We start from the raw sequence: 25265 nt of genomic DNA, 5'->3' as shown, positions 1-25265 counted from the left end.
ACGCCAGGAGGACCCCGCCATGACCAGACAGCGTCCACGCATCGTCGACCTCAGCGAGACGCCGCCCAACCGCCGGCGCGGTGGCGACCTGAGGGCCGTGCTCACCCCGACCTCGGTGGGTTCCACCAGCGGCTTCATGGGCATGGCGATCATGGCCCCCGGGGAGTCCATCGCCGAGCACTACCACCCGTACTCCGAGGAGTTCGTGTACGTGGTCGCCGGCCGGCTGGAGGTCGACCTCGACGGCGAGGCCCACCCGCTGCGCACCGACCAGGGACTGCTGGTCCCGCTCAACATGCGCCACCGGTTCCGCAACGTCGGCGACACAGAGGCCCGCATGGTCTTCCACCTCGGCCCGCTCGCCCCGCGCCCCGAACTGGGCCACGTCGACACCGAGGAAGCCCCGCACCCGGAGGGCACCGCCTGGGAGCAGCCCCCGGACCGCACGGGAGCGGTCTCGTGACCCGCCGCCGGGTGGCGGTCACCGGAGTCGGCGTCGTCGCGCCCGGTGGGATCGGCGTCTCCGCCTTCTGGGACCTGCTGTCCAAGGGCCGTACGGCGACCCGCGGCATCACCCTTTTCGACCCGGACGGCTTCCGCTCCCGGATAGCCGCGGAGGTCGACTTCGACCCCGCCGCGCACGGCCTCGACGACAGCGAGGCGGCGCGGGCGGACCGGTACATCCAGTTCGCCCTCGTCGCCGCCCGAGAAGCCCTGCTCGACGCCGGACTCGACCTCACCTCCGACGACGCCTGGCGCACCGGCGTCTCACTCGGCACCGCCGTCGGCGGGACCACCCGCCTGGAGCACGACTACGTAGCCGTGAGCCAGAACGGTGCCTGGTGGGACGTGGACGAGAAGTTCGCCGGGCCCCACCTGCACCGGGCGTTCACGCCCGCCACGCTCGCCTCCGCGGTCGCGGAGCAGACGGGCGCGCGCGGCCCGGTGCAGACCGTGTCCACCGGCTGCACCTCGGGACTGGACGCCGTCGGGTACGCCGTCCACTCCATCGCGGAGGGCCGGATGGACGTGTGCATCGCCGGGGCCTCGGACTCGCCCATATCGCCGATCACCGTGGCCTGCTTCGACGCCATCAAGGCGACCTCGCCGAACAACGACGACCCGGCCCACGCGTCCCGGCCGTTCGACGCCGACCGGGACGGATTCGTCCTCGGCGAGGGCGGAGCCGTCCTCGTACTCGAAGAGCTGGAACACGCCCGCGCCCGCGGTGCGACCGTCTACTGCGAGATCGGTGGCTACGCCACCTTCGGCAACGCCCACCACATGACCGGGCTGACCGCCGAAGGACTGGAGATGGCCCGGGCCATCCAAACCGCCCTGGACCAGGCCCGGATATCCCCGTCCGACGTCGACTACGTCAACGCGCACGGATCCGGCACCAAGCAGAACGACCGCCACGAGACGGCGGCCGTCAAGCGGGTCCTGGGCGACCACGCCTACAAGACGCCGATGACCTCCATCAAGTCGATGGTCGGTCACTCCCTCGGCGCCATCGGGGCGATAGAACTGGCGGCCTGCGTGCTCGCCATGACCCACCAGGTGGTACCGCCGACGGCGAACTACGAGACGCCGGACCCCGAGTGCGACCTGGACTACGTGCCCCGCACGGCACGCGGCCGCAAGCTGCGCAACGTGCTCTCGGTCGGCAGCGGCTTCGGCGGATTCCAGTCCGCCGTCGTCATGACCCGGTCGGAGGAGGAGGTCTCGTGACCACCCGTACGGTCATCACGGGCATCGGGGTCGTCGCGCCCAACGGCGTCGGCGCCGACGCCTTCTGGAAGGCGACCCAGTCCGGGCTCAGCGTGCTGGACCGCGTCACCCGGGCGGGGTGCGAGCACCTCCCGCTGCGCGTCGCCGGCGAGGTACGGGGCTTCGACCCCGGCGCGATGGTCGAGGACCGTTTCCTCGTCCAGACCGACCGCTTCACCCACCACGCCCTCGCCGCGGCCGACCTGGCCCTGGAGGACGCCCGCCTGGGCCGGGCCGACTACGAGGCGGACCCCTACTCGGTGGGCGTGGTCACGGCGGCCGGGTCCGGCGGCGGCGAGTTCGGCCAGCGCGAGCTGCAACGGCTCTGGGACCAGGGTCCCCGCTACGTGGGCCCGTACCAGTCCATCGCCTGGTTCTACGCCGCGAGCACCGGCCAGATCTCCATCCGCCGCGGCCTCAAGGGCCCGTGCGGGGTCGTCGCCAGCGACGAGGCGGGCGGTCTGGACGCCTTCGCGCACGCCGCCAGGGCGATCCGCCAGGGCAGCCGGGCGATGCTCGTCGGGGCCACGGAGGCGCCCCTCGCCCCGTACTCCATCGTCTGCCAGCTGGAGTACGAGGGGCTCAGCACCCAGGACGAGCCCGAGCGGGCCTACCGGCCGTTCACCGCCAGGGCCTGCGGGTACGTCCCCGCCGAGGGCGGCGCGATGTTCCTCGTCGAGGACGAGACCGCGGCCCTGCGCAGGGGCGCCACCGTACGAGCCGAACTGGCCGGCCACGCCGCCACCTTCAGCGGGACCCGACGGCCGGACGTGGCGGGCGAAGGACTGGCCCACGCGATCCGGGGCGCGCTCCGGGAGGCCGGCTGCGCCCCCGAGGAGATCGACGTGGTCTTCGCCGACGCCCTCGGGACGCCGGCGGCCGACGCCGCCGAGGCGGCGGCCATCGCCGCCGCCCTCGGCGGACACGGGCGCAAGGTGCCGGTCACGGCGCCGAAGACCGGTACGGGCAGGGCGTACTGCGCGGCGCCCGCCCTGGACACCGCCGCGGCGGCCCTGGCACTGCAGCACGGCATCGTGCCGCCGACCCCGAACGTCTTCGACGTCTGCCACGACCTCGACGTGGTGACGGGCACCGCCCGCTCCGCGGACCTGCGCACCGCGCTCGTGCTGAGCCGCGGCCGGATGGGCTCGAACTCCGCGCTCGTCCTGCGCAAGGGCCCGGCCGTGCCCAGGTCGTGAAACAGGACCCCCGTCCCCTCGTAGGAAGAAGAGAGAAGCCACATGTCCGACCGACTGACCCTGGAGGAGCTGGCGGCCCTGATGAAGACCGCCGGCATCACCGTCGACCCCGCCGAGATGGCGCGTCGCCCCGACTCCGCCTTCGACGACTACGGCCTGGACTCGCTGGGCCTGCTGGGCATCGTCGGCGAGCTGGAGAACCGGCGCGGCCGGGCACTGCCCACCGACGCCGAACGCTGCAAGACCCCCGGGGAATTCCTCGACCTCGTCAACAACAGCCTCATGACAGGAGCCTGACATGCCGGGACACACCGAGAACGAGATCACCGTCAACGCGCCCGTGGACGTCGTGTGGGAGATGACCAACGACCTCCCCAACTGGCCGCACCTGTTCAGCGAGTACGCCTCGCTGGAGATCCTGGAGCAGAAGGGGGACACCACCCGCTTCCGCCTGACCATGCACCCCGACGAGAACGGCAAGGTGTGGAGCTGGGTCTCGGAGCGGACCGTGGACCGCAAGGGCCTCTCCGTCCGGGCGCGGCGCGTGGAGACCGGCCCGTTCGCGCACATGGACATCCACTGGCAGTACTTCGCGGTGCCGGGCGGCACCCGGATGAAGTGGACGCAGGACTTCGCGATGAAGCCGGACGCGCCGGTGGACGACGCGTGGATGACCGACAACATCAACCGCAACTCGCCCATCCAGATGGCGCTCATCCGGGACAAGATCGAGCAGCGCGAGCGGGAGAACCACGCCCCCGCAGTCAGCCGCATCTGACGCCGTCCCCGAAACGAAAGGAGCACCACCGGATGCACCGCGCCCTCATCGTCGCCCGCATGGCGCCGGGATCGGCCCCCGACATCGCCGAGCTGTTCGCCGGCTCGGACGCGGGTGAACTGCCGCACCTGGTCGGCGTCACGCGTCGCAGCCTGTTCCAGTTCGGCGACGTGTACATGCACCTGATCGAGGCGGACCGGCCGCCGGGCCCCGCGATCGCGCAGGTCACCGAACACCCGGAGTTCCGGCAGCTCAGCGAGCGGCTCACCGCCTACATCAGCCCGCACAACCCGGACACGTGGCGCAGTCCGAAGGACGCGATGGCCCACGAGTTCTACCGCTGGGAGAACCCCGCCGCGAAGTGACCCGAGCGGCCCGGACGGGACCCGCACACCGGTGTGTGCGGGTCCCGCCGCGCGCGGCCCACCCGTCCCGGGCCCGTCCGGGGTCCGGGGACCCGAGAGCAGGAGACGGCCATGAACCCGACCGACCAGGACCACTTCCCGGTGGATCCGGCCCACCCCCACGACGGCGCCGGGCCCGCCCGTACCTCCCTGCGCGTGCTCGTGCTGTCCGGGTCCTCCCGCACCGGCTCGGTCAACACCCGCCTGGCCTCCCTCGTCGCCCGTCTGGTGACCGGGGCAGGGGCCGTGGCGGACCTCGCGACGCTCGGAGACTTCCCCATGCCGCCGTACGACGGCGACGTGGAGGCCGACGAAGGACCGCCGAAGGGCGCGCTGGCACTGCGCGAGCGGATCGAGGCGGCGCAGGCGCTGGTGATCGCCTCTCCCGAGTACAACGCCTCCGTTCCGGGCGTGGTGAAGAACGCCGTCGACTGGGTCTCCCGCGTCCGCCCGCAGCCCTTCAAGGACAAGCAGTCCCTGCTGGTCTCGGCCTCACCGTCGATGGTCGGCGGCAACCGGGGCCTGTGGGCCCTGCGCGTCCCGCTGGAGCACCTCGGCGCGCGGGTCTACCCCGACATGTTCAGCCTCGCCATGGCCCACCAGGCCTTCGGCGAGGACGGCGCGCTCACCGACCCGGGCCTGGGCGAGCGGCTGACCGCGACGATCGGCTCCTTCCTCGACCTGGTCGAGGCGGACACCCGCTATCTGTGCCTGCAGCGCCGCTGGTACGAGTTCCTCGGCGACCGCACGGACGCGCCGGTGACCGCCCGCGCCCAGGACTGATCATCGACGACCACAGGGCGTGAGCTATGTTTGAACGCGAGTGACATGAGAAGGAGGCCCTCCGGTGTCATCGGGGCAGCACGCACGCGCGCAGGCGGCCGCGATCAAGCCGAGCGGCCAGTCGCCGGAGGAGGTCCGCCCCCCGGCCGACCGGCTCCTCGCGCTCTTCGACGGCCGTCGACTGTCCCCCGGCCAGCGCCGGATCGCCCAGTACCTTATCGACCACCTCACCGAGGCCGCGTTCCTGTCGATCACCGAACTCGCCGAACGGGTCGGCGTCAGCCAGCCCTCCGTGACTCGCTTCGCCGCCTCCCTCGGATTCAGCGGCTACCCCGCCCTGCGCGACGTGCTCCAGCCGATCGCCCTGAGTGCGGTGGCCGGGTCCCCGGACACCCGTGAGCAGATCCGCCGCAACGAACTGCAGGCGGCCGTGGACGCGGAGATCGAGAACCTGGAGAACGTGCGCAGGCTGCTCGCCGACACCAACCAGGTGCTCGACATCGGCCGCGAACTGGCGAAGTCGGTGCCCCTGACCGTCCTCGGACTGCGCATCTCGGTGTCCCTGGCCGAGTACTTCGCCTACGCGGCCCGGCGCATCCACCCCGACGTACGCCTGGTGACCCGCGGTGGCAGCGTCGCCTACGACGCGCTGCTCCAGTCCAAGGCGGCCGGCGGAACCTGGGTCCTCGCCTTCGCCATGCCGCGGCACGCCAAGGAGACCCTGGCCGCGATCCGGGCCGCCCGCAGCACGGGGCTGCGGGTCGTCCTGATCACCGATCCCACCCTGGGGCCGCTCGTGGACGAGGCGGACGTGGCCCTGACGTCGGGGACCGGATCGCGGCTCGTCTTCGACTCGTACGCGGCCCCCGGAATGCTCTCCGCCGCACTGCTTCAGGCCATGGCCGACGCGGACCCCGAGCGCACGCAGGCGCGCCTGGAGGATTACGAGCAGGTCGCCGACCAGCACGGATTCTTCCTCTAAGGGCCGATCGGGGCGGATTTTCGCGCTGCTGGCCAGGGGGATATTCAGCCAACGAGGTGCATGAAATTTTTCATGCGCTTGCTTACTCGACGGTATATATGTTTACTGACGGCGGCGCTCCGGATCCACCAGATGCCAAGGAGGAGGACCCCCTCCTGAACGGACGCGCGGCACGACGAACCTCCTCACGTCGCGACCGCCCGTCGAGTCAAGGCTTTGGATCCCGCTGAGCGCCCATGGCGGCCTCGGTCAACCCCTGGGCCGAGGCCGCCCCCCACGCACCATCTCGATCAGAGTTCGACACCACTCGGAAGTGACGAGAATGCCCCAGACGGCCACCATCACGCGCAGTCCGGACTGGCCCATGCAGGTCAAGGCCCCCGGCACCCATGACTGGGAACGCTCGGCCACACGCTGGCTGCGGGATCTGCTTCCGGCCCGTTACGGCGGCTACCTCACGCTGACCCGTCACCACGCGCTGCTGGGCCGGCACGTCCAGCTCCAGCTCCAGCACGAGATGCGCGCGGTGCGGGCGGCCCTGCAGACCAGCCGCGCCGAACTGCCCATGCTGGGCATAGCCGAGTCGGTCATCGAGAACACGATCAGGATGTACGCCGTGGAGCTGGAGCAGCTCGGACGCCTTTCCCGCGGCGCGCGACTCGTCTCCGACGCCCTCCTCGTGGGCACCCCCGCCCAGCGCAGGCGCTGACCGGCCGGAACGCGTCCCACGGTTCCACTCGGTCCTACGCTGACTGCCAGGAGCGCAGGCGGGCGGCCACGTCGAAGACGGTGACGCGGAGCGTGCGGATGTCCGTGATGAGGTCGCGCCACTGCTCGTACGAGGCGTCCACCGCCTTGCCGGACGCCTCGATGTAGGCGACGGCGACCCCGTAGCCGAAGTACTCGTTCGAGTCGGGAAGCGGGCGGAGCAGGACGATCGCGTCGAGGAGGGCGGCCGCGCGCCAGTAGGCGTCGGGGTCGTCCGCGTCCAGGCTGGGCGTGTTCACCCGGTGCCGGGCGACGGCGGCGACCAGCGCGGAGTGGTCGGCCACCGCCACGTCCTTGAACAGTGACTCCTGCCGCTCCAGCAGCCAGCGGTGATCGATGTGCAGTTCCACGCGTCCGAGTATCCCCGTCCGGGCTCCGGGCGGGGGGCTGTTCGCGAAGCGCGAGGTCGCACGTGCCCCGACGCCGCCCGGCTCGGGGGAGCCGGGCGGCGCGCGATCCACGGGCCGGTGTGCGGGTCCGGCGGCTGTGGCCCGGAGGTTACGGCACGGAGGTTACGGCACGGCGGCTACGGCTTGGGGAGCGTGCAGCCGGGGCGGTTCAGGTCGATCTTGTTGCCCGGGGCTATGCAGGGGACGATGGTGTACGTCTCCTGCGCGTAGTTGATGCCCTGGCGGACCGTCACGTTGCCGTTCTCGTCGACCTCGCACGGGTTGTTGTCCGTGCAGCGGCCGCCGTCCTCGTTGCCCGTGTTGTTGACGGCGACGACCTTGCCAGTCGTCGTGTCGATCACCGGTGAACCGGAGGTGCCGCCGATGGTGTTGCAGGACGAGGTGTAGCGGACGGAGTCCTTCCAGGTCCAGGCGCCCTCCTTGAGGCGGTAGGCGAAGCCGTCGACGTTGCAGCTGTAGGTCCGCTTCCAGTAGCCGGAGACGACCTTGATGGCCGAGCCCTGCGTGGGGCGGACGTCGTTGAGGGTCAGCGCCGTGATGCCGTACTGGCTCTGGATCTGGGCGTACGTCTTGGTCAGCTGGTAGACGGACACGTCGGTGTCGGTCATGGTCGCGTACGCGACCTTGCTGGCGCGCAGCGTCCCGGCCTTGGAGCCCGACGCGTTGAGGAGGGAGAAGGAGCGGGAGGACGGCTGGTCCTTGATGACCTCGCCGGCCGCGGGGAAGCCGGTCTCCAGACAGTGACCGTTGGACAGGACGAGGGCGGGGTCGTTCGGCTGGGAGCCGGGTGCGCGGACGACGGAGCCGGAGCAGTTGCTGAGCGCGACCGTTCCCGCGAAGGTGACCGCGACGGCCGGTGCGGCCACGGCGGGGGCGCCCGCCGCTCCCACGAGGAGCAGGGAGAATAAGGCGCCGGCGAGAGGCTTGTTCATGTGGGGGTTCCCCTCAGAGGACGATGCAACCGAAGATCCTTCGGTTGTCATGCGCATTGTTGGTATCCGAGGGTCAACCCGCAAGAGGGCGTGGGGGGTTGGGATCCGGTCCGGGGGAGGAGCCGGGGTTCGGCGGCACGCGCCCCGGTGTCGGGTGTGGTGACGGTCCGGTGACGGCGCGATCACCCTTCGGCACGGGTGTTCCGTAGCCGAGGCTTTGCCTCCTACGGTCTGTGCAGCACAGTTCCGGACCAGGAGGCAGCGTGGAGCGCGAGATCGACATCGACCAGCTGGTGGCGGCGATGAAGGCGGTCGACGAGGCGGGACGGCTCTTCGAGGAGGCGCTCGCCGTGTACGAGGCGCGCGGCGTCAAGAGGACCGACGACCCCAAGGTCGCGGGCGGCGCCGTCCAGACGCTCCAGGGAGCCGAGGAGATGGTCCTCGGGACCCGCAGGTTCCTCACCGAACTGGCCCTGCTCGCCGGATACGCGACCGCGGGCCTGGAGGACCGGCTGGGCGGGCGGACGGCGACCACCCGGACGGGCTTCACGGGCCTCTCCGGCGGCGGCTCCCGCATGGCCCGCCCGCTGCTCGACCCGACCCTGCGCGGGCTGGAGCTGCTGCTGGCCGTCGAACTCTTCGAGCCCGCCTTCAAGGAGGAGATCGAGGGGGTCGTCCGCGCCGAGGCCGCGACCTACCCGGACCCGTCGACGTTCCGCATCCCGGGCCCGGCCACGACCGGTACGCCCTAGCGGGTCCCCCGGGGTGCCGGGTTCCGCCGCCGGGGCGACGCTGGTGGTATGCATCATGCACCGGTCGTCGTGCACCGGATCTTCCCGTCGGGAGGCCGGCAGGTGACGCTGCGGACCGCGAGCCGCGAGGAGTCCCTCGGCGTGGCCCGCTCGGACGAGGACGTCATCGAGTTCCTGCGGCGGGCCGGCATGCCCGACCCCGACGAGGTGGTCCTCGGCGGAGCGGAGCTGCTGGAGTGGGACTCCGACACGCCCCACGTATACACGGCGGACCCGCCGACCGACGACCTGCCGTGACGGCCGCGGCCGGCCCGGCCGGCGCCGACACGTGCCCGCGCGGGCGGGACCGTGACCCACCCGCCGGCTCGGCCGACGCCGCGACGGGCCGGATCGACGCGCCTCCGCCCCCGGCGGTCAGGGCATCCGCGGCCGCCCTGGCTGCCGCCGACCGTCCAGGAAACGGGCCCGCCGCGCCACGAGGGCAACGATCCGGCGGCGTTCCCGCGCGGGAGCACGGTCAAGGGTCCCCCCTTCGGTCAATGCCGATGACCGGACGCGAAGGCGCAGGCCGGGCTACTCGGCGGCGATGGCACGCAGGATGTCCAGGCGCGCCGCCCGCCGGGCCGGGCGCCAGCCCGCCAGGACGCCCGCCGCGACACCGACCAGCGCGACGACGCCGAGTTGCAGCGGTGGGACGGCAAAGGCGAACGCGCTGTCGCTCGTCCCGTCCGAGGCCTTCACCAGGACCCACCCGAGGACGCCGCCCAGCGCCAGGCCCCCGGCCGTGCCGAACGCCGCGACCAGGACCGACTCCCAGCGGACCATGGCCCGCAGCTGCGCCCCGCTCTGGCCGACCGCCCGCAGCAGGCCCAGCTCGCGGGTGCGCTCGTACACCGCGAGGGTGAGCGTGTTGGCGATGCCCAGCAGTGCGATCAGCACGGCGAGGGCGAGCAGCGCGTAGACGAGGGTGAGCATCATGTCGATGCCGCCCGCCGAGGACTGCGCGTACGCCTCGCGCGTCTGCACCTCGGGGCTGCCGAACCGCTCCGCGGTCCGCTCGACCGCCGCCGTCCCGTCCGCCACCGGCACCCCGTCCTTGAAGGTGACGGCCACCAGCGTGTCCGAGTCTTGCGCCCGGTGCGGGGCCCAGGCCGCCCGCGTGATGACGTAGTCGCCGGCGAGCTCCGAGCGCCCGTACACCGCGCGGACCGTGAAGCGCTGCTTCTGCCCGTCGGCGAAGGCGAGTTCCAGCGAGCTGCCCGTCCGCCAGCCGTGCCGGTCGGCCTCCTTGCCGGCCACGGCGATCCCGTCCGCGCCGAGCGAGTCGAGCCGGCCCTCGACGGCCCCGAGGTCGAGGCCTACGGCGAGGGCGGCCGGATCGGTGACCGTCAGCGCGCGGCCGAAGCCGTCGACCTCCGCGACCCCCTTGCCGAGGCCGACCGCGCTCGCCACCTCGGGCAGCGCGGCGACCGCCGGTGCCAGCGCCGGGCTGAGGCCGCTGCCGCCGGCCCCGAACGCGGGTGCGCTGATGGCCACGTCACCGGCGAAGGACCGCGACACGGTCCGGTCCATCGTTTCCCTCAGGGACGCCCCGACGACGGTGAACAGCGAGACGACGGCGACGCCGATCATCAGCGCGGTCGCGGTCGACGCCGTCCGCTTGGGACTGCGCCGCGCGTTGCGCCCGGCCAGGGCGCCCGTCACCCCGCGCAGCCGGGCCAGCGGGCGCGCGAGGATCCGTACGGCGGACGAGGACGCGACCGGACCCAGGACGACGAACGAGGCCGTCAGCAGCACCGCACCCGCCCCGGACAGCCACAGCGACGGTACGGCCAGCGCCCCGGTCAGGATCACCCCGAGGCCGGCCGCGCCCAGCCCGGCGCCGACGGCCGTCCTGGCCCGCGACGCCCCCGAGTCGTCCACGGAGTTCTCGCGCAGCGCCGCCAGCGGAGCGGTACGTCCTGCCCGTACGGCCGGCAGCAGCGCGGAGCCGAGGCAGACGGCGACACCCACCGTGAGGGGCAGCAGCATCGACAGGCCGCTGATCACCAAGTCCCCTTCGGGGAACCGGAATCCGATGGCCGGGAACAGGGCCTGGAGCCCGGCGGCGATCCCGATGCCGCCGAGCAGTCCGGCCGCCGAGGCGAGGACGGCGACGACCGCGGCCTCGGCCAGGGTCCCGCCGACGACCTGGCGGCGGGAGGCGCCGAGCGCACGCAACAGGGCGTTTTCGCGGGTGCGTTGGGCGACCACGATCGCGAAGGTGTTGTGGATGCTGAAGGTCGCGACGAGCAGGGCGATGCCCGAGAAGACGAGGAGGAGGGTGGTGAACAGGGACAGGAACTGGCCCGAGATCATGTCGGTGTTCTCCTGGGCCGACTCCTGGCCGGTGATCGCCTCGACGCCCTGCGGCAGCACCGGGGCCAGCGCGGCCACGAGCTCCCGCTGGCTGGTGCCCGGGCCGGCCCGCACCTGGATGGAGGCCGCCTGGCCCGGCCCGGAGGTCAGGTACTTCTCCGCGTCCGCCCGGGTCATCCCCGTGTACGTCACCTGTGCCATGCCGTCGGCGCCGCCGAAGGTGGCCAGCCCGACGACGGTCACCCGGACCGGGTCGGGCGTGCGCAGCACCGTCGTGTCGCCGATCTTCAGCCCGCCCTTGGCGGCGGTGCTCCGGTTCACGACGACCTCGCCGGAGGCCTGAGGGGGGCGGCCTTCCGCGAGCCGGTACGGGTTGAGCCGCGGGTCCGTGATCCAGTTGCCCGCGAGCGTGGGCGGTCCCTGGCCGCCGATCGGTTCGCCGTTCGCGCCGACGAGCTGTCCCGCGCCCTTGATCTCCGGCTCCGCCGCGGCCACCCCCGGCGTACGCCGGATCCGCTCGGCGAGGTCCGCGGGCACGGGCTGCCGGCTGCCCTGGGCCTGGCCCGGGACGGTGACGACGCGGGAGCTGCGGACGACCGCGTCGGTCCCGCTCGCCGCGCCCGCGAACATGCTGTCGAAGCTCGCGCGGAGGGTGTCGCCCATGACGAGGGTCCCGGTGAAGAAGGCGACGCCGAGCAGCACGGCCGTGAACGTCCCGGCGAAGCGCCGTTTGTGGGCGTGCAGCGAAGCGGTGCTGAGCCGCAGGGTGGTACGGGCGGCGCTCATGACTCCGCCCCCGACGGAGCGAGGGCCGAAGCGGCTTTCGGGGACCGGGTATCGAAGGCCTTGAGCCGGTCCAGGACCCGCTCGGCGGTCGGGGCCGCCATCCGGTCGACCAGCCGCCCGTCGGCGAGGAAGACGACCTCGTCCGCGTGGGCGGCGGCCACCGGGTCGTGGGTGACCATCACGACCGTGCGGCCCATCTCGCGCACCGCGCGGCCGAGCAGCCCCAGCATTTCTTCGCCCGAGCGGGAGTCGAGGTTCCCGGTCGGCTCGTCGGCGAAGACGACGTCGGGGCTGCCGGCGAGGGCACGCGCGACGGCGACCCGCTGCTGCTGGCCGCCGGACAGTTCGGAGGGCCGGTGGTGCAGCCGGTCGCGCAGGCTGACGATGTCGATGAGGCTGTCGAGCCACGCGCCGTCGGCGCGGGTTCCCGCGAGGTCCTGCGGGAGGGTGATGTTCTCGGCGACCGTGAGGGTGGAGACCAGGTTGAAGGCCTGGAAGACGAAGCCGACGCGCTCGCGGCGCAGCAGGGTGAGCCCGCGGTCGTCGAGTGCTCCCAGCTCCGTGCCGCCGATGAAGGCGGATCCGGAGGTGAGCGTGTCGAGGCCGGCGGCGCAGTGCATGAGGGTGGACTTGCCGGAACCGGACGGCCCCATGATCGCGGTGAAGCGGCCGGCCGGGAAGTCGACGCTCACCCCGTCCAGGGCGCGGACCTCGGTGTCGCCCCGGCCGTAGACCTTCCGGGCGTTGACGACCCGGGCGGCGGCGACTCCTGCGCCGCCGCCCGGCAGGGCGCTGACGGTGCTCATGCCGCACCGCCCTTGGAGGCGGGGCCGAACTGCTCGTCCAGCACGGAAAGCCGCCGCCAGTACTCGTCCTCGTCGATCTCCCCGGACGCGAAGCGCCGGCCCAGGACCGCGATCGGCGACTGCTCGCCGTACGCCGCCCCGCGGGCCTGCCACGGCCCGCGGCGCCCGCGCCACACGGTGCGGCGCAGTACGGTCACGGCGCCGAACACGACCGCCGCCCAGATCAGCGGGAAGAACAGGATCCATGGGCCGGGCCCGTCGTACGCGAGGGTGGTGAGGGTGTTCATCTCGGTTCAGCTCCTCGGAAGCGTGGACGTTTCGTCTCACTGACGAGACTGGCTCCGGGAGGGGGTGCGGGTCGTCGTACGGCCGGCTGCACCGTCCGTACTTCACCGGGAGTACGGGGCCGGGCGCACGGCCGCGGGGGCGGCGCGGGCGCGGTGTGCGGAGCGCGGTGTGGGGAGCGCGGTGTGCGGGAGCGCGGTGTGGGGGAGGTTAGTGTGCGGGAGGGCGGGTCAGCCGAGCCAGCCGGGCCTGACCAGCCCGGACTCGTAGGCCAGGACCACCAGTTGGGCCCGGTCCCGGGCGCCGAGCTTGACCATCGCCCGGCTGACGTGGGTCTTCGCGGTGAGCGGGCTGACGACCAGGCGGCGGGCGATCTCCTCGTTGGACAGGCCCATGCCGACCAGCGCCATCACCTCCCGCTCCCGCTCCGTCAGCCGCCCCAGCTCCGCGGCGGTGGCGGGCTGCTTCGAACGGGCCGCGAACTCCGCGATGAGACGGCGGGTCACTCCCGGGGACAGCAGCGCGTCGCCCTCCACCACCGCCCGGACCGCGCGCAGCAGTTCCTCCGGCTCGGTGTCCTTGACCAGGAAACCCGAGGCACCGGACCGGATCGCCTCGAAGACGTACTCGTCGAGCTCGAAGGTGGTGAGCATGACGACCTTGACCGCGGCGAACTCCCCGTCCCCGGTGATCAGGCGGGTGGCGGCCAGCCCGTCGAGCACCGGCATCCGGATGTCCATGAGCACGACGTCGGGGCGCAGCTCCCGCACCAGCCGCACCGCCTCGTCGCCGTCGGCCGCCTCACCCGCCACCTCGATGTCGGACTGCGCGTCGAGCAGTGCCCGGAACCCGGCCCGCACGAGAAGCTGGTCGTCGGCGAGCAGTACGCGGATCACGGATCCTCCTTGGACGTGACGGGTCCCAGCGGCAGCCTCGCCACCACCCGGAAGCCCCCGTCGGGGCGCGGGCCGGCCTCGATCGTGCCACCCAGCGCCGCGGCCCGCTCGCGCATTCCGACGAGACCGTTTCCACTGCCGCCCGCGCCGCCTGCGGTGGCCGGGCCGTCGTCGTCCACGCGCAGCTCCAGCGCGTCCGGCCGCCAGACGAGGCGGACACGGGCGGTGCGTGAACCGGAGTGCCGCACCACGTTGGTCAGCGCCTCCTGCACGATGCGGAAGGCGGCGAGGTCGGCACCCGGGGGCAGAGCCCGCGCCTTCCCTTCCGGGGCCACGGCCACGGCGAGCCCGGCCGCCGAGGCCTGCTCGACGAGTTCGGGGAGCCGGTCGAGACCGGGCGCGGGGGTGCGCGGCGCGTCACCGGGGGTACGCAGCGTGTCGAGGACCTGCCGGACCTCGCCCAGTGCCTCCTTGCTGGCGCCCTTGATGGTGGTCAGAGCCGTACGGGCCTGTTCGGGGTCCGTGTCGAGCAGGGCCAGCCCGACGCCGGCCTGGACGTTGATCACCGAGATGCTGTGGGCGAGGACGTCGTGGAGCTCGCGGGCGATGCGCAGCCGCTCCTCGTCCACCCGGCGGAGCTCGGCCGCCGCCCGCTCGGCCCGGTCGCGGGCCCACTGCTCCCGGCGTACGCGGACCAGCTCGGAGACCGCGAGCATCGCCAGCACCCACGCGGTGATGCCCAGTTCCTGCCCCCAGGGCGCCGGCCCGTCCCCGGCGGGCGGAAACCACCGGTACAGCCAGTGGCCGATGAGCAGGTGCCCGGCCCAGAGCAGCCCGACGGCTCCCCAGGCGGCTCTTCGGTGACCGGTGCAGACCGCGTTGAAGCAGGCCAGCACGAGGCTGACGAAGACCGGGCCGTACGGATACCCGGCGCCGATGTACACGAGGGTGACGGCGCTGACCCCGTACACGACGGCCACCGGATAGCGGTGGCGCACCAGCAGCAGCGCGGGCCCGAGCAGCAGCAGGAACCGCGCGAACGCGTCCAGCGGTACCCGACCGGTCTGCGCCTGAGCGGCCCAGCTGGAGCCGGCCTGCGCGAAGACGGCGACGAGCAGCGCGGAGCGCCAGCCCGGCCCCCGGCCGGTCCGCTCCACCCACCACCGCCAGGGAGGCCCGGGGCGCTCGCGCTGCTCTTCCATACGGCCACGCTAGTGCGGACCGGCCGTCACCCGCGTCACCCTGGCGTAGCGTTCGCGGCGTACTCCCCAGGTAGTAGGGCCGGGGCCAAGGCCCGCCGCCGGGGTCAGGTCGGCGAGGACTTCGTACCGTCAGCTTTCGGGGAGCTGTGGCGGTGCGGGTTTCAGCCCGTCCAGGGTGAGGTCGAGAAGCCGTTCGGCCTGGTCTCGTTGCTCGGGCTTCGCCGAAGTGAGGGCGATGCCGGCGAGGGCGGCGAACACGTCGGTGGGGCGGATGTCGGAGCGCAGGGCGCCGGCAGCGGTACCGGCTGCCATGAGGGTGGAGATGGCGGTCTGGATCATGTCGCGGCTGTGGCCGTAGGGGTCGGCTCCCGAGGCGACGACGGCGCGCAGGGCGTCGGCCATGCCGAGTTTGGCGGTGGCGTAGTCGATGAAACGACCCATCCAGGCGCGCAGGGCCTCACGCGGCGGCATCGTCGCCAAGAGGTCGGGGACGGCATCGCACAGCCGCGCCACCTCATTGCGGTAGGCCGCCTCGATCAGGATCTCCCGCGTCGGGAAGTTGCGGTAGAGCGTGCCGGTTCCCACCCCCGCCTCCCTGGCGATGCGTTCGAAGTGGGCCTCCAGTCCCTCTTCGGCGAACACACGCACCGCGGCGGCCAGGATCTTGTCCCGGTTGCGCTGTGCGTCAGCCCTCAGCGGGCGTTCCGTATCCCGTGCCATCGACGGCTCGCTCCCTCATCCCCAGTTGCGAAGTGGAGGCGCGTCCACTTACGGTGGAACTAACCGGCGGAGCCTCCACTTTCACTCTAGTTGGTGCGCTGCGCTCATTCCACTTTCGGAGGATCTGGTGTCGGGAATCGAAGGCAAGGTCGTTGTGATCACGGGAGCCAGCAGCGGGATCGGCGAGGCGACTGCGCTGCTGCTGGCCGAGCGGGGGGCGAAGGTGGTGCTCGGTGCACGTCGGCCGGAGCGTCTTGAGGCGCTCGCCGCCCGCATCGAGAAGGCCGGCGGCCAGGCCGTCTATGCACGCACGGACGTGAAGCGCCGGGAGGACCTGACCGGTTTGGTCGGGCTGGCCTGCGACCGGTACGGCAAGATCGATGTCCTCGTCAGCAATGCCGGGGTCGGTCTGATCTCCCCGCTGGACGACCTGCGCGTCGAGGACTGGGAGGAGATGATCGACGTCAACCTCAAAGGAGTCCTGTACGGAATCGCCGCAGCGCTGCCCGTCTTCCGGGAGCAGGGCTTCGGGCACTTCGTGAACACGGTCTCCACGGCCGGGCTGCGCATCGTGCCGCTCCAGGCGGTGTACGCCGGGACCAAGAACGCGGTCCGCACCATCTCCGAGGGCCTGCGCCAGGAAGCCGGCGGCAGCCTGCGCGTCACGGTCGTCTCGCCAGGTGCCACGCGCACGGAATTCACGGATTCCATGGCTCCGGAGATGAAGGCCCATATCCTCGACAGCATGGGCGAGATCGCGATTCCGCCGGACGCCATCGCCCGCGCCATCGCCTTCGCCATCGAGCAGCCGGCCGGTGTCGACGTGGGCGACATCGTCGTCCGCCCCACAGCACAGAACTAAGCGGCCTCGGGGAAGCGGGGCACGTCCCCGCGCCTCCCCCAGCTACCGCTGGGAGGTGCCCCCAGGCACGGCGCCTCGCCGCGTTGTCGCAGTACCCGAGTGCGTCCAGTACAAGGGCACTGCTCCGCCTTGCGATGCACCGCACCGGACGACGCGGAAACGCACCCCACTTCCCCGAGACCGATTAGAGGCCGTCCGCCCGGCTTCGGTGCCGAGGCGTACAAGCAGCGGAACGCCGTCGAGCGGTGCATCAACCCCCTCGAGCTGGCGCGGCCTGGCCACACGATGCGGCAAACTCGCGATCGCGTACCAGGCCCCACTCCACCTTGCCGCCATCCTCATCTGGACACCTGCTGCGTCCTCGCACAGTCGTACGCCACGCACCCCGCATACCGCCGGGAATGGCGCCCGTAAGCGACCTTCAAGGACAGGATCTCGGTCGCACGCCGACGCGGACCGACGCGGCTCACGAGCCGTCAGTCCTGCGGAGGGCGACGGCTGGTGAGCCGGTGTCCACCCCGGCAGACCGGTGTCGATGTGGGCCGGGTCGGCCTTCTTGCAGCCCATCAACTCCGACAAGGCCCTGAACGCCTTGAGCGCCGGCAGCCCTTCGCGGTGGCGCCGAAGCCGACCGCCCTGACCAGGACTGCGAGCCGCCCGGCCCGCCGGTGGTGGAGGGCGGCCGATCAGGCTAGGTTGCACGGATGCCGAGGCGGTCATGGACATCTGACCCAGGCATCGACCGGTCGCCGCGCTGCCGTACATTGTCCCACGGCCCGCCGGGCCAGACCGGACAAAAGCGACAGGCGTGGACGGGAGTGGGCAGGAAATGGTGCGACGCGGACGTGCGGAGACGGGCCTGGGTGCGACCTCCGGCGCGCCCGCGGTCCCGGGCTCCGAGATCGCCGCGGCGGCCGACGGCGGCCACGCGGCCTCGGGTTGGCTCCGCCTGGGGCGGGACGGCCGGCTGACCGCCTACGCGAGCTGCGCCGAGGGCTTGGTGCGCTGGACCGAGTCGGCGCCCGGCTCGGACGTCTGGCGGGGCCCCGACCTGTTCCCCGTGGAGGGCTGGACCGGCCGGTTCACGCTGGCCCAGGACTTCAACGGCTTCGTCTGGTTCGCCGGCAGCCGTCGGCGCGACTCCGCCCCGGACGGCCGCGAGTTCGTCATAGCCGCCCAGTACCAGACCGGCCGGCCGCTCAGTGAATGGCGTGCGATAGGCAGCCCGTTCCCGCGGCAGGAGGGTGGAGCTCCGCCCCCCGGGGACCCGATGGTCCTGCCCGACGGGACGGGCTCCCTCCACGTCGTCGCCACCAGCTTCGGAGCGGGCGTCCACGGGCGGACCCGGCGTGCCGACGGCGTATGGGGCGACTGGACGGACTATCAGGGCAAGTGGGTGCGCGGTCCCGTCGTCCCGCTGGTGACCTCGCACGGGCGGGCCGAGTTCCTCGCCCCCTTCCGCGGCGGGGCCACGTACTGGCGCCAGGACGCGCCGGGAAGCGCCTTCAGGTGGCTGGGCCGCATGGAGGCCGACGCCGTCGAAGGGACGTACAGCTGCCACGAGACGGGACCCGGCTCCGGTACCTACTTCTGGCGTCACCCGGCTGACGGCGGTGTCATCGCCTACCGCCCGCAGACCCCCGCCGGGGTGCCGAGCAGGCTCATGCCCCTGGGTGGCGCCGGCGGTGTCGGACCGGTGGGCGTGGTGCGTACGCAGGTCAACGGCTATGACTGCACCGTCCTGTTGCAGCGTGGCGCCGAGGGGTACCCGGAGATCGCGGCCTACCCCACGGAGGGTGAGCACTACGGGGCCTGGTGGGCGCCCGTGGGGGACCGGTGCGCGGGGCTCCCGGCGTTGGCCCTCGATGCCCACGGCGCAGTAGCGATCGCGATGATCGACGCTGACGGGAGCCTGCGTGTCGCCCGGCGGGATCTCAGGGACCCGGGTCTCGCGTTCGGGGCCTGGTGCAGCGTGGGGTGACCTTCCTCACCGGGTGTGCTGGCCTGCTGCTGGAGGAACGTCAGATTCCGCCCACCTCATCCCGAACCGGGGGAGTTCACGAGTCCGCCGCACTCGGAATGCCATCACCCATTCGCGATAGCGAAGCTTCAAGGGGGTGTGGCTTTGCTGCACACTTGCCCGCCCTTCATCAATTGGCTTACGCTGCGCAGGCTCTGGTGAAGGTCGCATAAGTGTGCGGAGCGCGGGGGCAGGGTGGGTTGAGTGCGCGGGGGAGCGGAGTGTGGCCGGCGGCAGGGGCGGGTCCGGTGACGTCTTGCGGAGGCTCGGCGCCCATCGGGACGAGTATGACGATCGAGGAGTTTTCTGAGTGGCAGGTATGCCCCGCCTGAGTGTCGTCGTTCCCTTCCAGGATGTCGAGATCTACCTCGAGGAATGCCTGGAATCGATAGCCAGGCAGACGTTCCGCGGCCTTGAGGTCATCATGGTCGACGACGGCTCGACCGACTCCTCGACCGCGATCGCCGCGGAATTCGCCCGCCGCGACCCCCGGTTCAGGCTCCTGCGCCAGGAGTCGATGGGGCCGGGACACGCCCGTAACGTCGGCATCCGCGCGGCCCATCCCCAGGCCGAATTCCTGGCGTTCGTCGACGGCGACGACGTCATACCCGAATACGCCTACGAGTTGCTCGTACAGACCCTCGAAGCCTCCGGTTCCGACTTCGTCTCGGGCAACGTGCAGATGATGAACTCCACCAAGAGGTGGCAGTCTCCGCTGCACAAGGCGCCCATGCAGCGCAGCAAGCGCGGCACGCACATCACCAAGCTGCCGGAACTCATCTACGACCGGACCGTGTGGAACAAGGTGTTCCGGCGATCCTTCTGGGATTACCACTACATCGCGTTCCCCGAAGGGGTCATGTACGAGGATTCCTGGGTCAACATGTTCGCGCACTTCCGCGCGACCAAGGTGGACATCCTCACCGACATCGTCTACTTCTGGCGCCGGCGCGAGGGCGGTGCCGCTCCCTCCATCACGCAGCGGCACACCGAGTTCAGCAATCTCCAGGACCGGGTCGCCGCCGTGCAGTCGGTCAGCCGGTTCCTCGCGGGACACCGCGCCAGGTCCTACAGCGACCACAAGCGGAAGTACGACCTCGCCTGCCTGAAGTCCGACCTGATGCTGCATCTGAAGGTGCTGCCGGACGCCGACTCGGAATACCGGGACGCCTTCATGCGGTGGGCGAACGAATTCCTGGACGAGGCCGACGAGGACATCATCGACGAGCTTCCCGCCGATGCCCGCGTCAAGTGGCTCCTGGTGCGCGAGGGCCGGCTCAAGGAGCTCCTCGACGTCGTCGAGTTCGAGCGCAAGGGCGGCCCCCTGCCCGTCCAGCGGCGCCTGCACCGGTACCTCAACTACCCCTACCTCGGCGACCGGTCGATCGGTCTCGACAAGAGCGCCTACCGGCTGGACAAGGAACTGTCCCTGCACGGTTCGCTGACCGGCGCACGCTGGGACGACTCCGGACACCTGACCCTGGAGGGCTCCGCGTACGTCCGCTTCATCAACGTGCACAAGCGGCACATGTCGATGAAGGCCATCGCGCTGCGGAACAAGAAGCAGGGCCGGGTCGTCGTCGCGAAGGCGAAGACCACCTACTACCCGCAGGCCACCGAACACTCCCAGCAGAGCCGCTACTGCTACGACTGGTCCGGGTTCCAGGTCCGCTTCGACGTCTCCCGGCTGAGGCGCAAGGGCCAGTGGACCGAGGGGACATGGGACGTCGCCGCCGGCGTCCTGAGCCGCGGGCTCTTCCGTTACAAGGGCATTGCCCGTGGTGGCGCGGGCAGCGCCGCCAACCCGCCCTACAGGTACGTGGACAAGAACACCCGCGTCGTGCCGCTCTTCATGCAGGGGAAGCTCAAGCTCCGTGTGGAGACGGTCCGTTGCCGTATCACCCGGCACCGGATCATCGGCGACCAGCTCGAGCTCGGCGGCGTCTACCTGGGCCCCCGGCTCCCCGAGTGGGGCAAGTTCCGGGTGACGAGCATGGGCGGCGCCGGCCGCAACGACTCCTGGGTCCATTTCAAGCCCGGGGGCGAGGGCTGGTACACCTTCGTCACGCGCATCCCGGTCAAGGCGCTCGTTCCCGGTCACCGCACGAACTCCACCGACGGCGTTCCGCAGACCTGGAACACCGGCAGCAACGGCTGGAAGACCACCCTCCACGTCGAGGGCCGCAAGGCGGCCATCTATCCGGTCATGGCGGAGGACGCCACCGACGGCCACTACCGCCTGCCCGCGGACCTGCAGACCGAGGCCGCGGACCGCGAGGTCTTCGTGCACCGCAACGGCTCCGGCTACGTGGTGCTGTTCGAGCGTGACACCCTCCCGCTCGCCAAGTCCGTCACCTGGCACGAGGACGGCTCCCTCGAAGTCGTCGTCGGCTACGCGGCGGAGGACATGCTCAGCGCGGCCGAGTACGCCACGGCGCACATCGTCGTCCGCTCCCGGGCCCACGGTGCCGAGCGCGTGGTCCCCATCACTTGGTACGGGCAGGACTTCAGCTTCGTCGTCACTCCCGCCGCGATGCGCACCCTGGCCGGGGAGATCCCGCTGGCCGCCGGCCGCTGGGACTTCTTCCTGCGCCGTCAGGACCCCTCCGCGGTCACCCCGGAGAACCGGTCCGGCGACCTCATGGTCAAGATGACCCAGGAACTGATCCCCGCGTTCCCCAGTGAGATCACCGCCGACGAGCGGCGCTACGAACTGCAGGCGGAGGCGTACGACCGGCTCTCGCTGCTGGTCCACTCGGCGATGCCGGACGAGGCGCGCGGCCCGTACCGGCAGAAGCTGATGCGCACCAAGACCTACCCGGACGCCCGCCGCAAGTCGCTGAAGCAGGCGGTGCTGTTCGACGCCTTCAAGGGCACCCAGTACTCCGACAGCCCGCGCGCGCTGCACGAGGAGATGGTCCGCCGGGGCGTCGCCCTCGAACACCTCTGGGTCGTGCGCGACGACCAGGTCGCGGTTCCCCCGACCGCCCGCCCGGTCCGCATGTGGTCCCCCGAGTGGTACGAGGCCATGGGCAGGGCCCGGTACATCGTCGCCAACAACCACCTGCCCGACTGGTTCCAAAAGCGCGACGGGCAGATCGTCGTGCAGACCTGGCACGGCACGCCGCTCAAGAAGATCGGGCACGACATCGAAGCCGTGCACTTCGCGGACAAGCGGTACCTGGAGCGGGTGGAGAAGGAGGTGCAGAACTGGGACATGCTGGTGTCCCCGAACAGCTTCAGCACCCCGATCCTCCAGCGTGCCTTCCAGTTCCCCGGCGAGATGGTCGAGAGCGGCTACCCGCGCAACGACATCCTGCGCCGCGCCGACTCGGGACGGCGGGCGGCGGAGGTGCGCCGCCGCATCGGGCTCCCGCCGGGCAAGCGCGTCGTCATGTACGCACCGACCTGGCGCGACGACCAGTTCTACGCTCCGGGCAAGTACAAGCTCGACTTCCGCATCGACCTGGAGGACGCCCGCGCGCAGCTGGGCCACGACCACGTCCTGCTGGTGCGCCGCCACCCCAACGTGGTGGACCCGGTGCCCGGCGCCGGTGACGGGTTCGTCTTCGACGTGTCCGACTACCCGGACATGGCGGACCTCTCCCTCATCGCCGACGTGATGATCACGGACTACTCCTCCCTGATGTTCGACTTCGTCAACACCGGGCGGCCCATCCTCTTCTTCACGTACGACCTCGACCACTACCGGGACACCCTGCGCGGGTTCTACTTCGACTTCGAGCAGTCCGCACCCGGCCCGCTGCTGTTCACCTCGCCGGAACTGGTCGGGGCGATCCGCAACATCGACCGGATCCAGCAGGGTTACGCGGCCCGCTACCGCTGGTTCCAGCAGGAGTTCTGCGATCTGGACGACGGCTACGCCTCGGCCAGGCTGACCGACCGCATCCTGATCGCAGGGGGAGACCTCGACCCCGCGCAGGCGCAGGCGCCCGCAGGCGCGCCCGGCGGCCGCCCCACCGGGCGGGAGGGCTCCTGGGACGGACACACCCTTGACCAGATGCCGCGGCAACCGGTGAGAAGAATGGATTCCGAACATGTCTAAGGCAGGCCAGGGCGGACGGCGCATCTTCAACGGCGTGGACTCCTCCGGTGAGGTGCCCGTCGAGTACCGGTTCTCTCACGCGAGGAACGGGAACCGCCATCTGGTCGTGGTCTTCGCCAACTTCACCGCGCCCGGTGAGTACGGGATGTCGAACGGAGTTCTTGACAAGGTCCGATCGAACATCCTGTGGATCCGCGACCTGTTCGACGGCGCGAACAGTTACTACCTGTGCAAGGGGATGGACTTCTCCGTCGAACGGTCCGTCGCCGGGCTCATCTCGCGCGTCATGCACGCGCTTTCCCTGACGCCCGACGACTGCACCGTGATCGGAAGCTCCAAGGGCGGAAGCGCGGCCCTGTACTTCGGCTTGAAGTACGGATGCAGGAACATCGTGACGAGCGTGCCCCAGTTCCTGATCGGTTCCTACGTGAGGGAGGGCATCCCGGGGGCAGCCCGTCTGATGATGGGCGAGGTGACGGAGCAGAATGTCCGTGTCCTCGACTCGGTCCTCCCGGATCTGGTGCGCAGCGGCGCGAATCGCCAGGCCAACATCTATCTGATCTCCTCGCCTCAGGACGAGCAGTACACGCGCCAGGTCGAACCCTTCCTCGGACTCTTCCAGGGATACGAGAACTTCAACTTCCTCTTCAACGACTCCTCCCTCGTCGGCGCGCACAACGAGGTGGTGCCGCGGAATCTCCCCACCGTCATGGGGTTGCTCAATATCCTGGTCGAGGGAATCGCCCCCCGCATGGGCGCGGTCCGCTACGGGTACGAGCTGCCGGACCGCGACACGTCCGGGATCGACGCGTACCTCAAGGAGACCTCCCAGGTGAGGGGCGACTCGTTCCCCCGGCCGACGGTCCTGATGCCGGCGGAGGGCGGGCGCGTGCCCGGGAACGCCGTCTCCTTCGCGGGTACCGCGCCCCCCAGCGCGGTGCGGGTCAGCATCTGGGAGGACGGCAGGTACCAGGGCGCCGCACCCGTTGCGGCGGACGGCAGCTGGAACTGGCAGCGGGAGAAGCCCTGGGCCAAGGGACGGCATGCCGTCAAGGTCTTCGCGGCGGACGCGAACAACTACCAGTCAGAACGCAGTGAAGTGGTCTTCACGGCCGTGGAGCACGTCTCGGTGCCCGACCCTGCGGCGGCGCCGGTACAGGCGCCGGTGCAAGCCCCCGTACCAGCCCCTGTGCGGACTCAGCCCCTCGTGCTGACGGTGACGGCCCCGGTCCCGCACCAGCAGGTGCCGGGCTCCGCCGTGACCTTCATGGGCTTCGCCCCCGGCGCCGTGCGCGTGGACTTCCACGAGGGCGGGGCCAACCTCGGGACCTGCAACGTGGGCGCCGATGGCAGCTGGGTGTGGGACGCGGGCTGGGCCTGGAACGAGGGCGGACACTTCGTCGAGGCCATCGCCGTGGACGGAGTCGGCAACGCGTCGGCGTGGACGGCCGTCCCCTTCAGCACGGTGAACGCCTACACCGTGCCGGTGCAGGGGGGCAACTTCATTCCGAGGTTCTGACCCCGTCGGTGTCGGTGGGACGGCTCACCCGCATCACCAGGGCCCGGTGGTCGGACGACTTGGCGTCCACCACCTTGCACGCGGTACGGGGCAGCGTCGTGAAGAGGTAGTCGAGCTTCGTTCCGTCCGTGTGGGTGGGGCGCCCCGTCCGGGCACCGCCCTTCTGATCGCACTCCCGGAACGTGGTGTAGGCCTCGGTCGGCCAGATCCACGCGGACGTGTTCCGGTCTCCCACCGGCGGCGGGGAGTTGAAGTCGCCACCGAGGACCGTACGGGGGTCGGTCGCCGCGGCCTCGAACAGCGAGCTGAGCTGGTCGTCGCGGAAGTCCCAGTCGAGGTGCGCCTCGTCGCTCTCGCGCAGCGCTATGTGCGCGTTGCACACCCGCAGGCGCAGAGCAGGTACCCGGGCGCACACGATCCCGCGGTGCAGACCCACCGTCGGCTGTTCGGTCGGGACCGCCTCCACATCGGTGATCGGGGACGCGGCCAGCAGCCCGTATCCGGCCTGGCCGTGGCCCTGCCCGGTGCATTCGACGCGCCTGCTGGTGCCCGCCGCGTCCACCTCGGCGTACGGCTGGAAGACGCTGTGCCACTCCGGTCCGAGCCGCAGGGCGGCGGCCACCAGCTCCTCCGAGCAGACCTCCTGCAGGAGCAGGACGCGCACGTCCGAGTCCCCCACCAGGTCACGGATCTGCTGGAACTTGTTCTTCGGGCTCCCGGTGTCCTCGCAGTTCCACTGCTCCACGCCGCACATGTTCCAGGTCGCGACGGAGATCTCGGCCGACTTCCCGGCGGCGGTGACCGAAGCCGGCGAGTGCTGGGCGGACGAACACGCCACGGAGGCCAGCAGACTCAAGGCCGCCGCCGTGCGGCCGGCCCGGCGGCGCCTCGGCCGCGTCCCGGCCTCCGTGTGTCTGTGCATCCGGACATCATCGAGTATGCGCCGGTCAGATGGTGCATCGGGGTT

At 71.3% G+C, this 25265-nt stretch carries 25 protein-coding genes; 16 read left to right on the top strand and 9 right to left on the bottom strand.

Annotated features, from left to right (window positions below; all coding sequences use genetic code 11):
* The first annotated feature begins 19 nt into the window (after positions 1-19).
* The 9 genes from OG737_RS00370 to OG737_RS00330 all read left to right on the top strand — a co-directional run bounded on the left by OG737_RS00370 (position 20) and on the right by OG737_RS00330 (position 6625).
* A complete protein-coding gene (locus OG737_RS00370; RefSeq protein WP_328924097.1) occupies positions 20-463 on the top strand; it encodes a cupin domain-containing protein in 444 nt (147 codons plus the stop codon).
* Positions 460-1731 (top strand): beta-ketoacyl-[acyl-carrier-protein] synthase family protein, encoded by a 1272-nt coding sequence (locus tag OG737_RS00365; RefSeq protein ID WP_328924096.1) that lies wholly within the window; start codon positions 460-462, stop codon positions 1729-1731. The genes OG737_RS00370 and OG737_RS00365 overlap by 4 nt, the downstream gene beginning before the upstream one ends.
* The gene (locus OG737_RS00360; protein ID WP_328924095.1) at positions 1728-2969 is read left to right on the top strand and encodes a beta-ketoacyl synthase N-terminal-like domain-containing protein; all 1242 of its coding nucleotides are present in this window, start codon (positions 1728-1730) and stop codon (positions 2967-2969) included. The genes OG737_RS00365 and OG737_RS00360 overlap by 4 nt, the downstream gene beginning before the upstream one ends.
* A gap of 42 nt (positions 2970-3011) precedes the next feature.
* Positions 3012-3266, top strand: a complete 255-nt coding sequence (locus tag OG737_RS00355) for an acyl carrier protein (protein ID WP_328924094.1) — start codon at positions 3012-3014, stop codon at positions 3264-3266.
* A 1-nt stretch (position 3267) separates the two neighbouring features.
* Entirely contained in the window at positions 3268-3747 is a 480-nt protein-coding gene (locus OG737_RS00350) for an SRPBCC family protein (RefSeq protein ID WP_328924093.1), read from the top strand.
* A gap of 32 nt (positions 3748-3779) precedes the next feature.
* Positions 3780-4112: a TcmI family type II polyketide cyclase gene (locus tag OG737_RS00345; protein WP_328924092.1), complete on the top strand. Its 333-nt coding sequence runs from the start codon at positions 3780-3782 to the stop codon at positions 4110-4112.
* A gap of 189 nt (positions 4113-4301) precedes the next feature.
* Positions 4302-4934, top strand: a complete 633-nt coding sequence (locus OG737_RS00340; protein ID WP_328930158.1) for an NAD(P)H-dependent oxidoreductase — start codon at positions 4302-4304, stop codon at positions 4932-4934.
* A 64-nt stretch (positions 4935-4998) separates the two neighbouring features.
* Positions 4999-5916, top strand: a complete 918-nt coding sequence (locus tag OG737_RS00335; protein WP_328924091.1) for a MurR/RpiR family transcriptional regulator — start codon at positions 4999-5001, stop codon at positions 5914-5916.
* Between the two features lie 322 nt (positions 5917-6238).
* Positions 6239-6625, top strand: a complete 387-nt coding sequence (locus tag OG737_RS00330) for a hypothetical protein (protein WP_328930157.1) — start codon at positions 6239-6241, stop codon at positions 6623-6625.
* A 34-nt stretch (positions 6626-6659) separates the two neighbouring features.
* Here OG737_RS00330 and OG737_RS00325 read toward each other — a convergent pair whose 3' ends face one another.
* Together OG737_RS00325 and OG737_RS00320 are read right to left on the bottom strand one after the other, a co-directional pair.
* Positions 6660-7034: a toxin Doc gene (locus OG737_RS00325; RefSeq protein ID WP_328924090.1), complete on the bottom strand. Its 375-nt coding sequence runs from the start codon at positions 7032-7034 to the stop codon at positions 6660-6662.
* A gap of 176 nt (positions 7035-7210) precedes the next feature.
* The gene (locus OG737_RS00320; RefSeq protein WP_328924089.1) at positions 7211-8026 is read right to left on the bottom strand and encodes a serine protease; all 816 of its coding nucleotides are present in this window, start codon (positions 8024-8026) and stop codon (positions 7211-7213) included.
* Positions 8027-8289: 263 nt separating this feature from the next.
* Here OG737_RS00320 and OG737_RS00315 point away from each other — a divergent pair, with 263 nt between their 5' ends.
* Together OG737_RS00315 and OG737_RS00310 are read left to right on the top strand one after the other, a co-directional pair.
* Positions 8290-8778 carry a hypothetical protein gene (locus OG737_RS00315; RefSeq protein ID WP_328924088.1) on the top strand — a complete coding sequence of 163 codons (489 nt, stop codon included), beginning with the start codon at positions 8290-8292 and terminating at the stop codon, positions 8776-8778.
* Between the two features lie 48 nt (positions 8779-8826).
* On the top strand, positions 8827-9075 hold the full coding sequence (locus OG737_RS00310) for a hypothetical protein (protein WP_328924087.1): 249 nt from the start codon (positions 8827-8829) through the stop codon (positions 9073-9075).
* Positions 9076-9351: 276 nt separating this feature from the next.
* Here OG737_RS00310 and OG737_RS00305 read toward each other — a convergent pair whose 3' ends face one another.
* The 6 genes from OG737_RS00305 to OG737_RS00280 all read right to left on the bottom strand — a co-directional run bounded on the left by OG737_RS00305 (position 9352) and on the right by OG737_RS00280 (position 15831).
* Positions 9352-11922 (bottom strand): FtsX-like permease family protein, encoded by a 2571-nt coding sequence (locus OG737_RS00305; RefSeq protein ID WP_328924086.1) that lies wholly within the window; start codon positions 11920-11922, stop codon positions 9352-9354.
* On the bottom strand, positions 11919-12728 hold the full coding sequence (locus OG737_RS00300) for an ABC transporter ATP-binding protein (RefSeq protein WP_328924085.1): 810 nt from the start codon (positions 12726-12728) through the stop codon (positions 11919-11921). Before OG737_RS00300 ends, OG737_RS00305 begins: the two co-directional genes overlap by 4 nt.
* Entirely contained in the window at positions 12725-13015 is a 291-nt protein-coding gene (locus OG737_RS00295) for an SHOCT domain-containing protein (RefSeq protein ID WP_328924084.1), read from the bottom strand. The genes OG737_RS00300 and OG737_RS00295 overlap by 4 nt, the downstream gene beginning before the upstream one ends.
* Before the next feature lie 228 nt (positions 13016-13243).
* Positions 13244-13909 (bottom strand): response regulator transcription factor, encoded by a 666-nt coding sequence (locus OG737_RS00290; RefSeq protein WP_328924083.1) that lies wholly within the window; start codon positions 13907-13909, stop codon positions 13244-13246.
* Positions 13906-15111, bottom strand: a complete 1206-nt coding sequence (locus tag OG737_RS00285) for a sensor histidine kinase (RefSeq protein ID WP_328924082.1) — start codon at positions 15109-15111, stop codon at positions 13906-13908. The genes OG737_RS00290 and OG737_RS00285 overlap by 4 nt, the downstream gene beginning before the upstream one ends.
* Before the next feature lie 129 nt (positions 15112-15240).
* Positions 15241-15831 (bottom strand): helix-turn-helix domain-containing protein, encoded by a 591-nt coding sequence (locus OG737_RS00280; protein WP_328924081.1) that lies wholly within the window; start codon positions 15829-15831, stop codon positions 15241-15243.
* 127 nt (positions 15832-15958) lie between these two features.
* Here OG737_RS00280 and OG737_RS00275 point away from each other — a divergent pair, with 127 nt between their 5' ends.
* From OG737_RS00275 to OG737_RS00255, 5 genes are all read left to right on the top strand, one after another.
* Entirely contained in the window at positions 15959-16693 is a 735-nt protein-coding gene (locus OG737_RS00275) for an SDR family oxidoreductase (RefSeq protein WP_328924080.1), read from the top strand.
* A gap of 99 nt (positions 16694-16792) precedes the next feature.
* Positions 16793-17107 carry a DUF6221 family protein gene (locus OG737_RS00270; RefSeq protein WP_405680476.1) on the top strand — a complete coding sequence of 105 codons (315 nt, stop codon included), beginning with the start codon at positions 16793-16795 and terminating at the stop codon, positions 17105-17107.
* Positions 17108-17522: 415 nt separating this feature from the next.
* Complete coding sequence (locus OG737_RS00265) at positions 17523-18674, top strand: hypothetical protein (protein ID WP_328924079.1); 1152 nt, start codon at positions 17523-17525, stop codon at positions 18672-18674.
* Between the two features lie 358 nt (positions 18675-19032).
* Positions 19033-22779, top strand: coding sequence for a bifunctional glycosyltransferase family 2 protein/CDP-glycerol:glycerophosphate glycerophosphotransferase (locus OG737_RS00260; protein ID WP_328924078.1), 3747 nt, complete (start codon positions 19033-19035; stop codon positions 22777-22779).
* Positions 22772-24298, top strand: coding sequence for a hypothetical protein (locus OG737_RS00255; RefSeq protein ID WP_328924077.1), 1527 nt, complete (start codon positions 22772-22774; stop codon positions 24296-24298). The genes OG737_RS00260 and OG737_RS00255 overlap by 8 nt, the downstream gene beginning before the upstream one ends.
* Here the strand turns inward: OG737_RS00255 and OG737_RS00250 are convergent.
* Positions 24282-25220 (bottom strand): endonuclease/exonuclease/phosphatase family protein, encoded by a 939-nt coding sequence (locus OG737_RS00250; protein WP_328924076.1) that lies wholly within the window; start codon positions 25218-25220, stop codon positions 24282-24284. The genes OG737_RS00255 and OG737_RS00250 overlap by 17 nt on opposite strands.
* Positions 25221-25265: the final 45 nt, after the last annotated feature.

The sequence above is a fragment of the Streptomyces sp. NBC_00122 genome (assembly GCF_045160845.1).
GTDB lineage: Bacteria > Actinomycetota > Actinomycetes > Streptomycetales > Streptomycetaceae > Streptomyces.
This window is presented reverse-complemented; position numbering and strand designations above follow the sequence as displayed.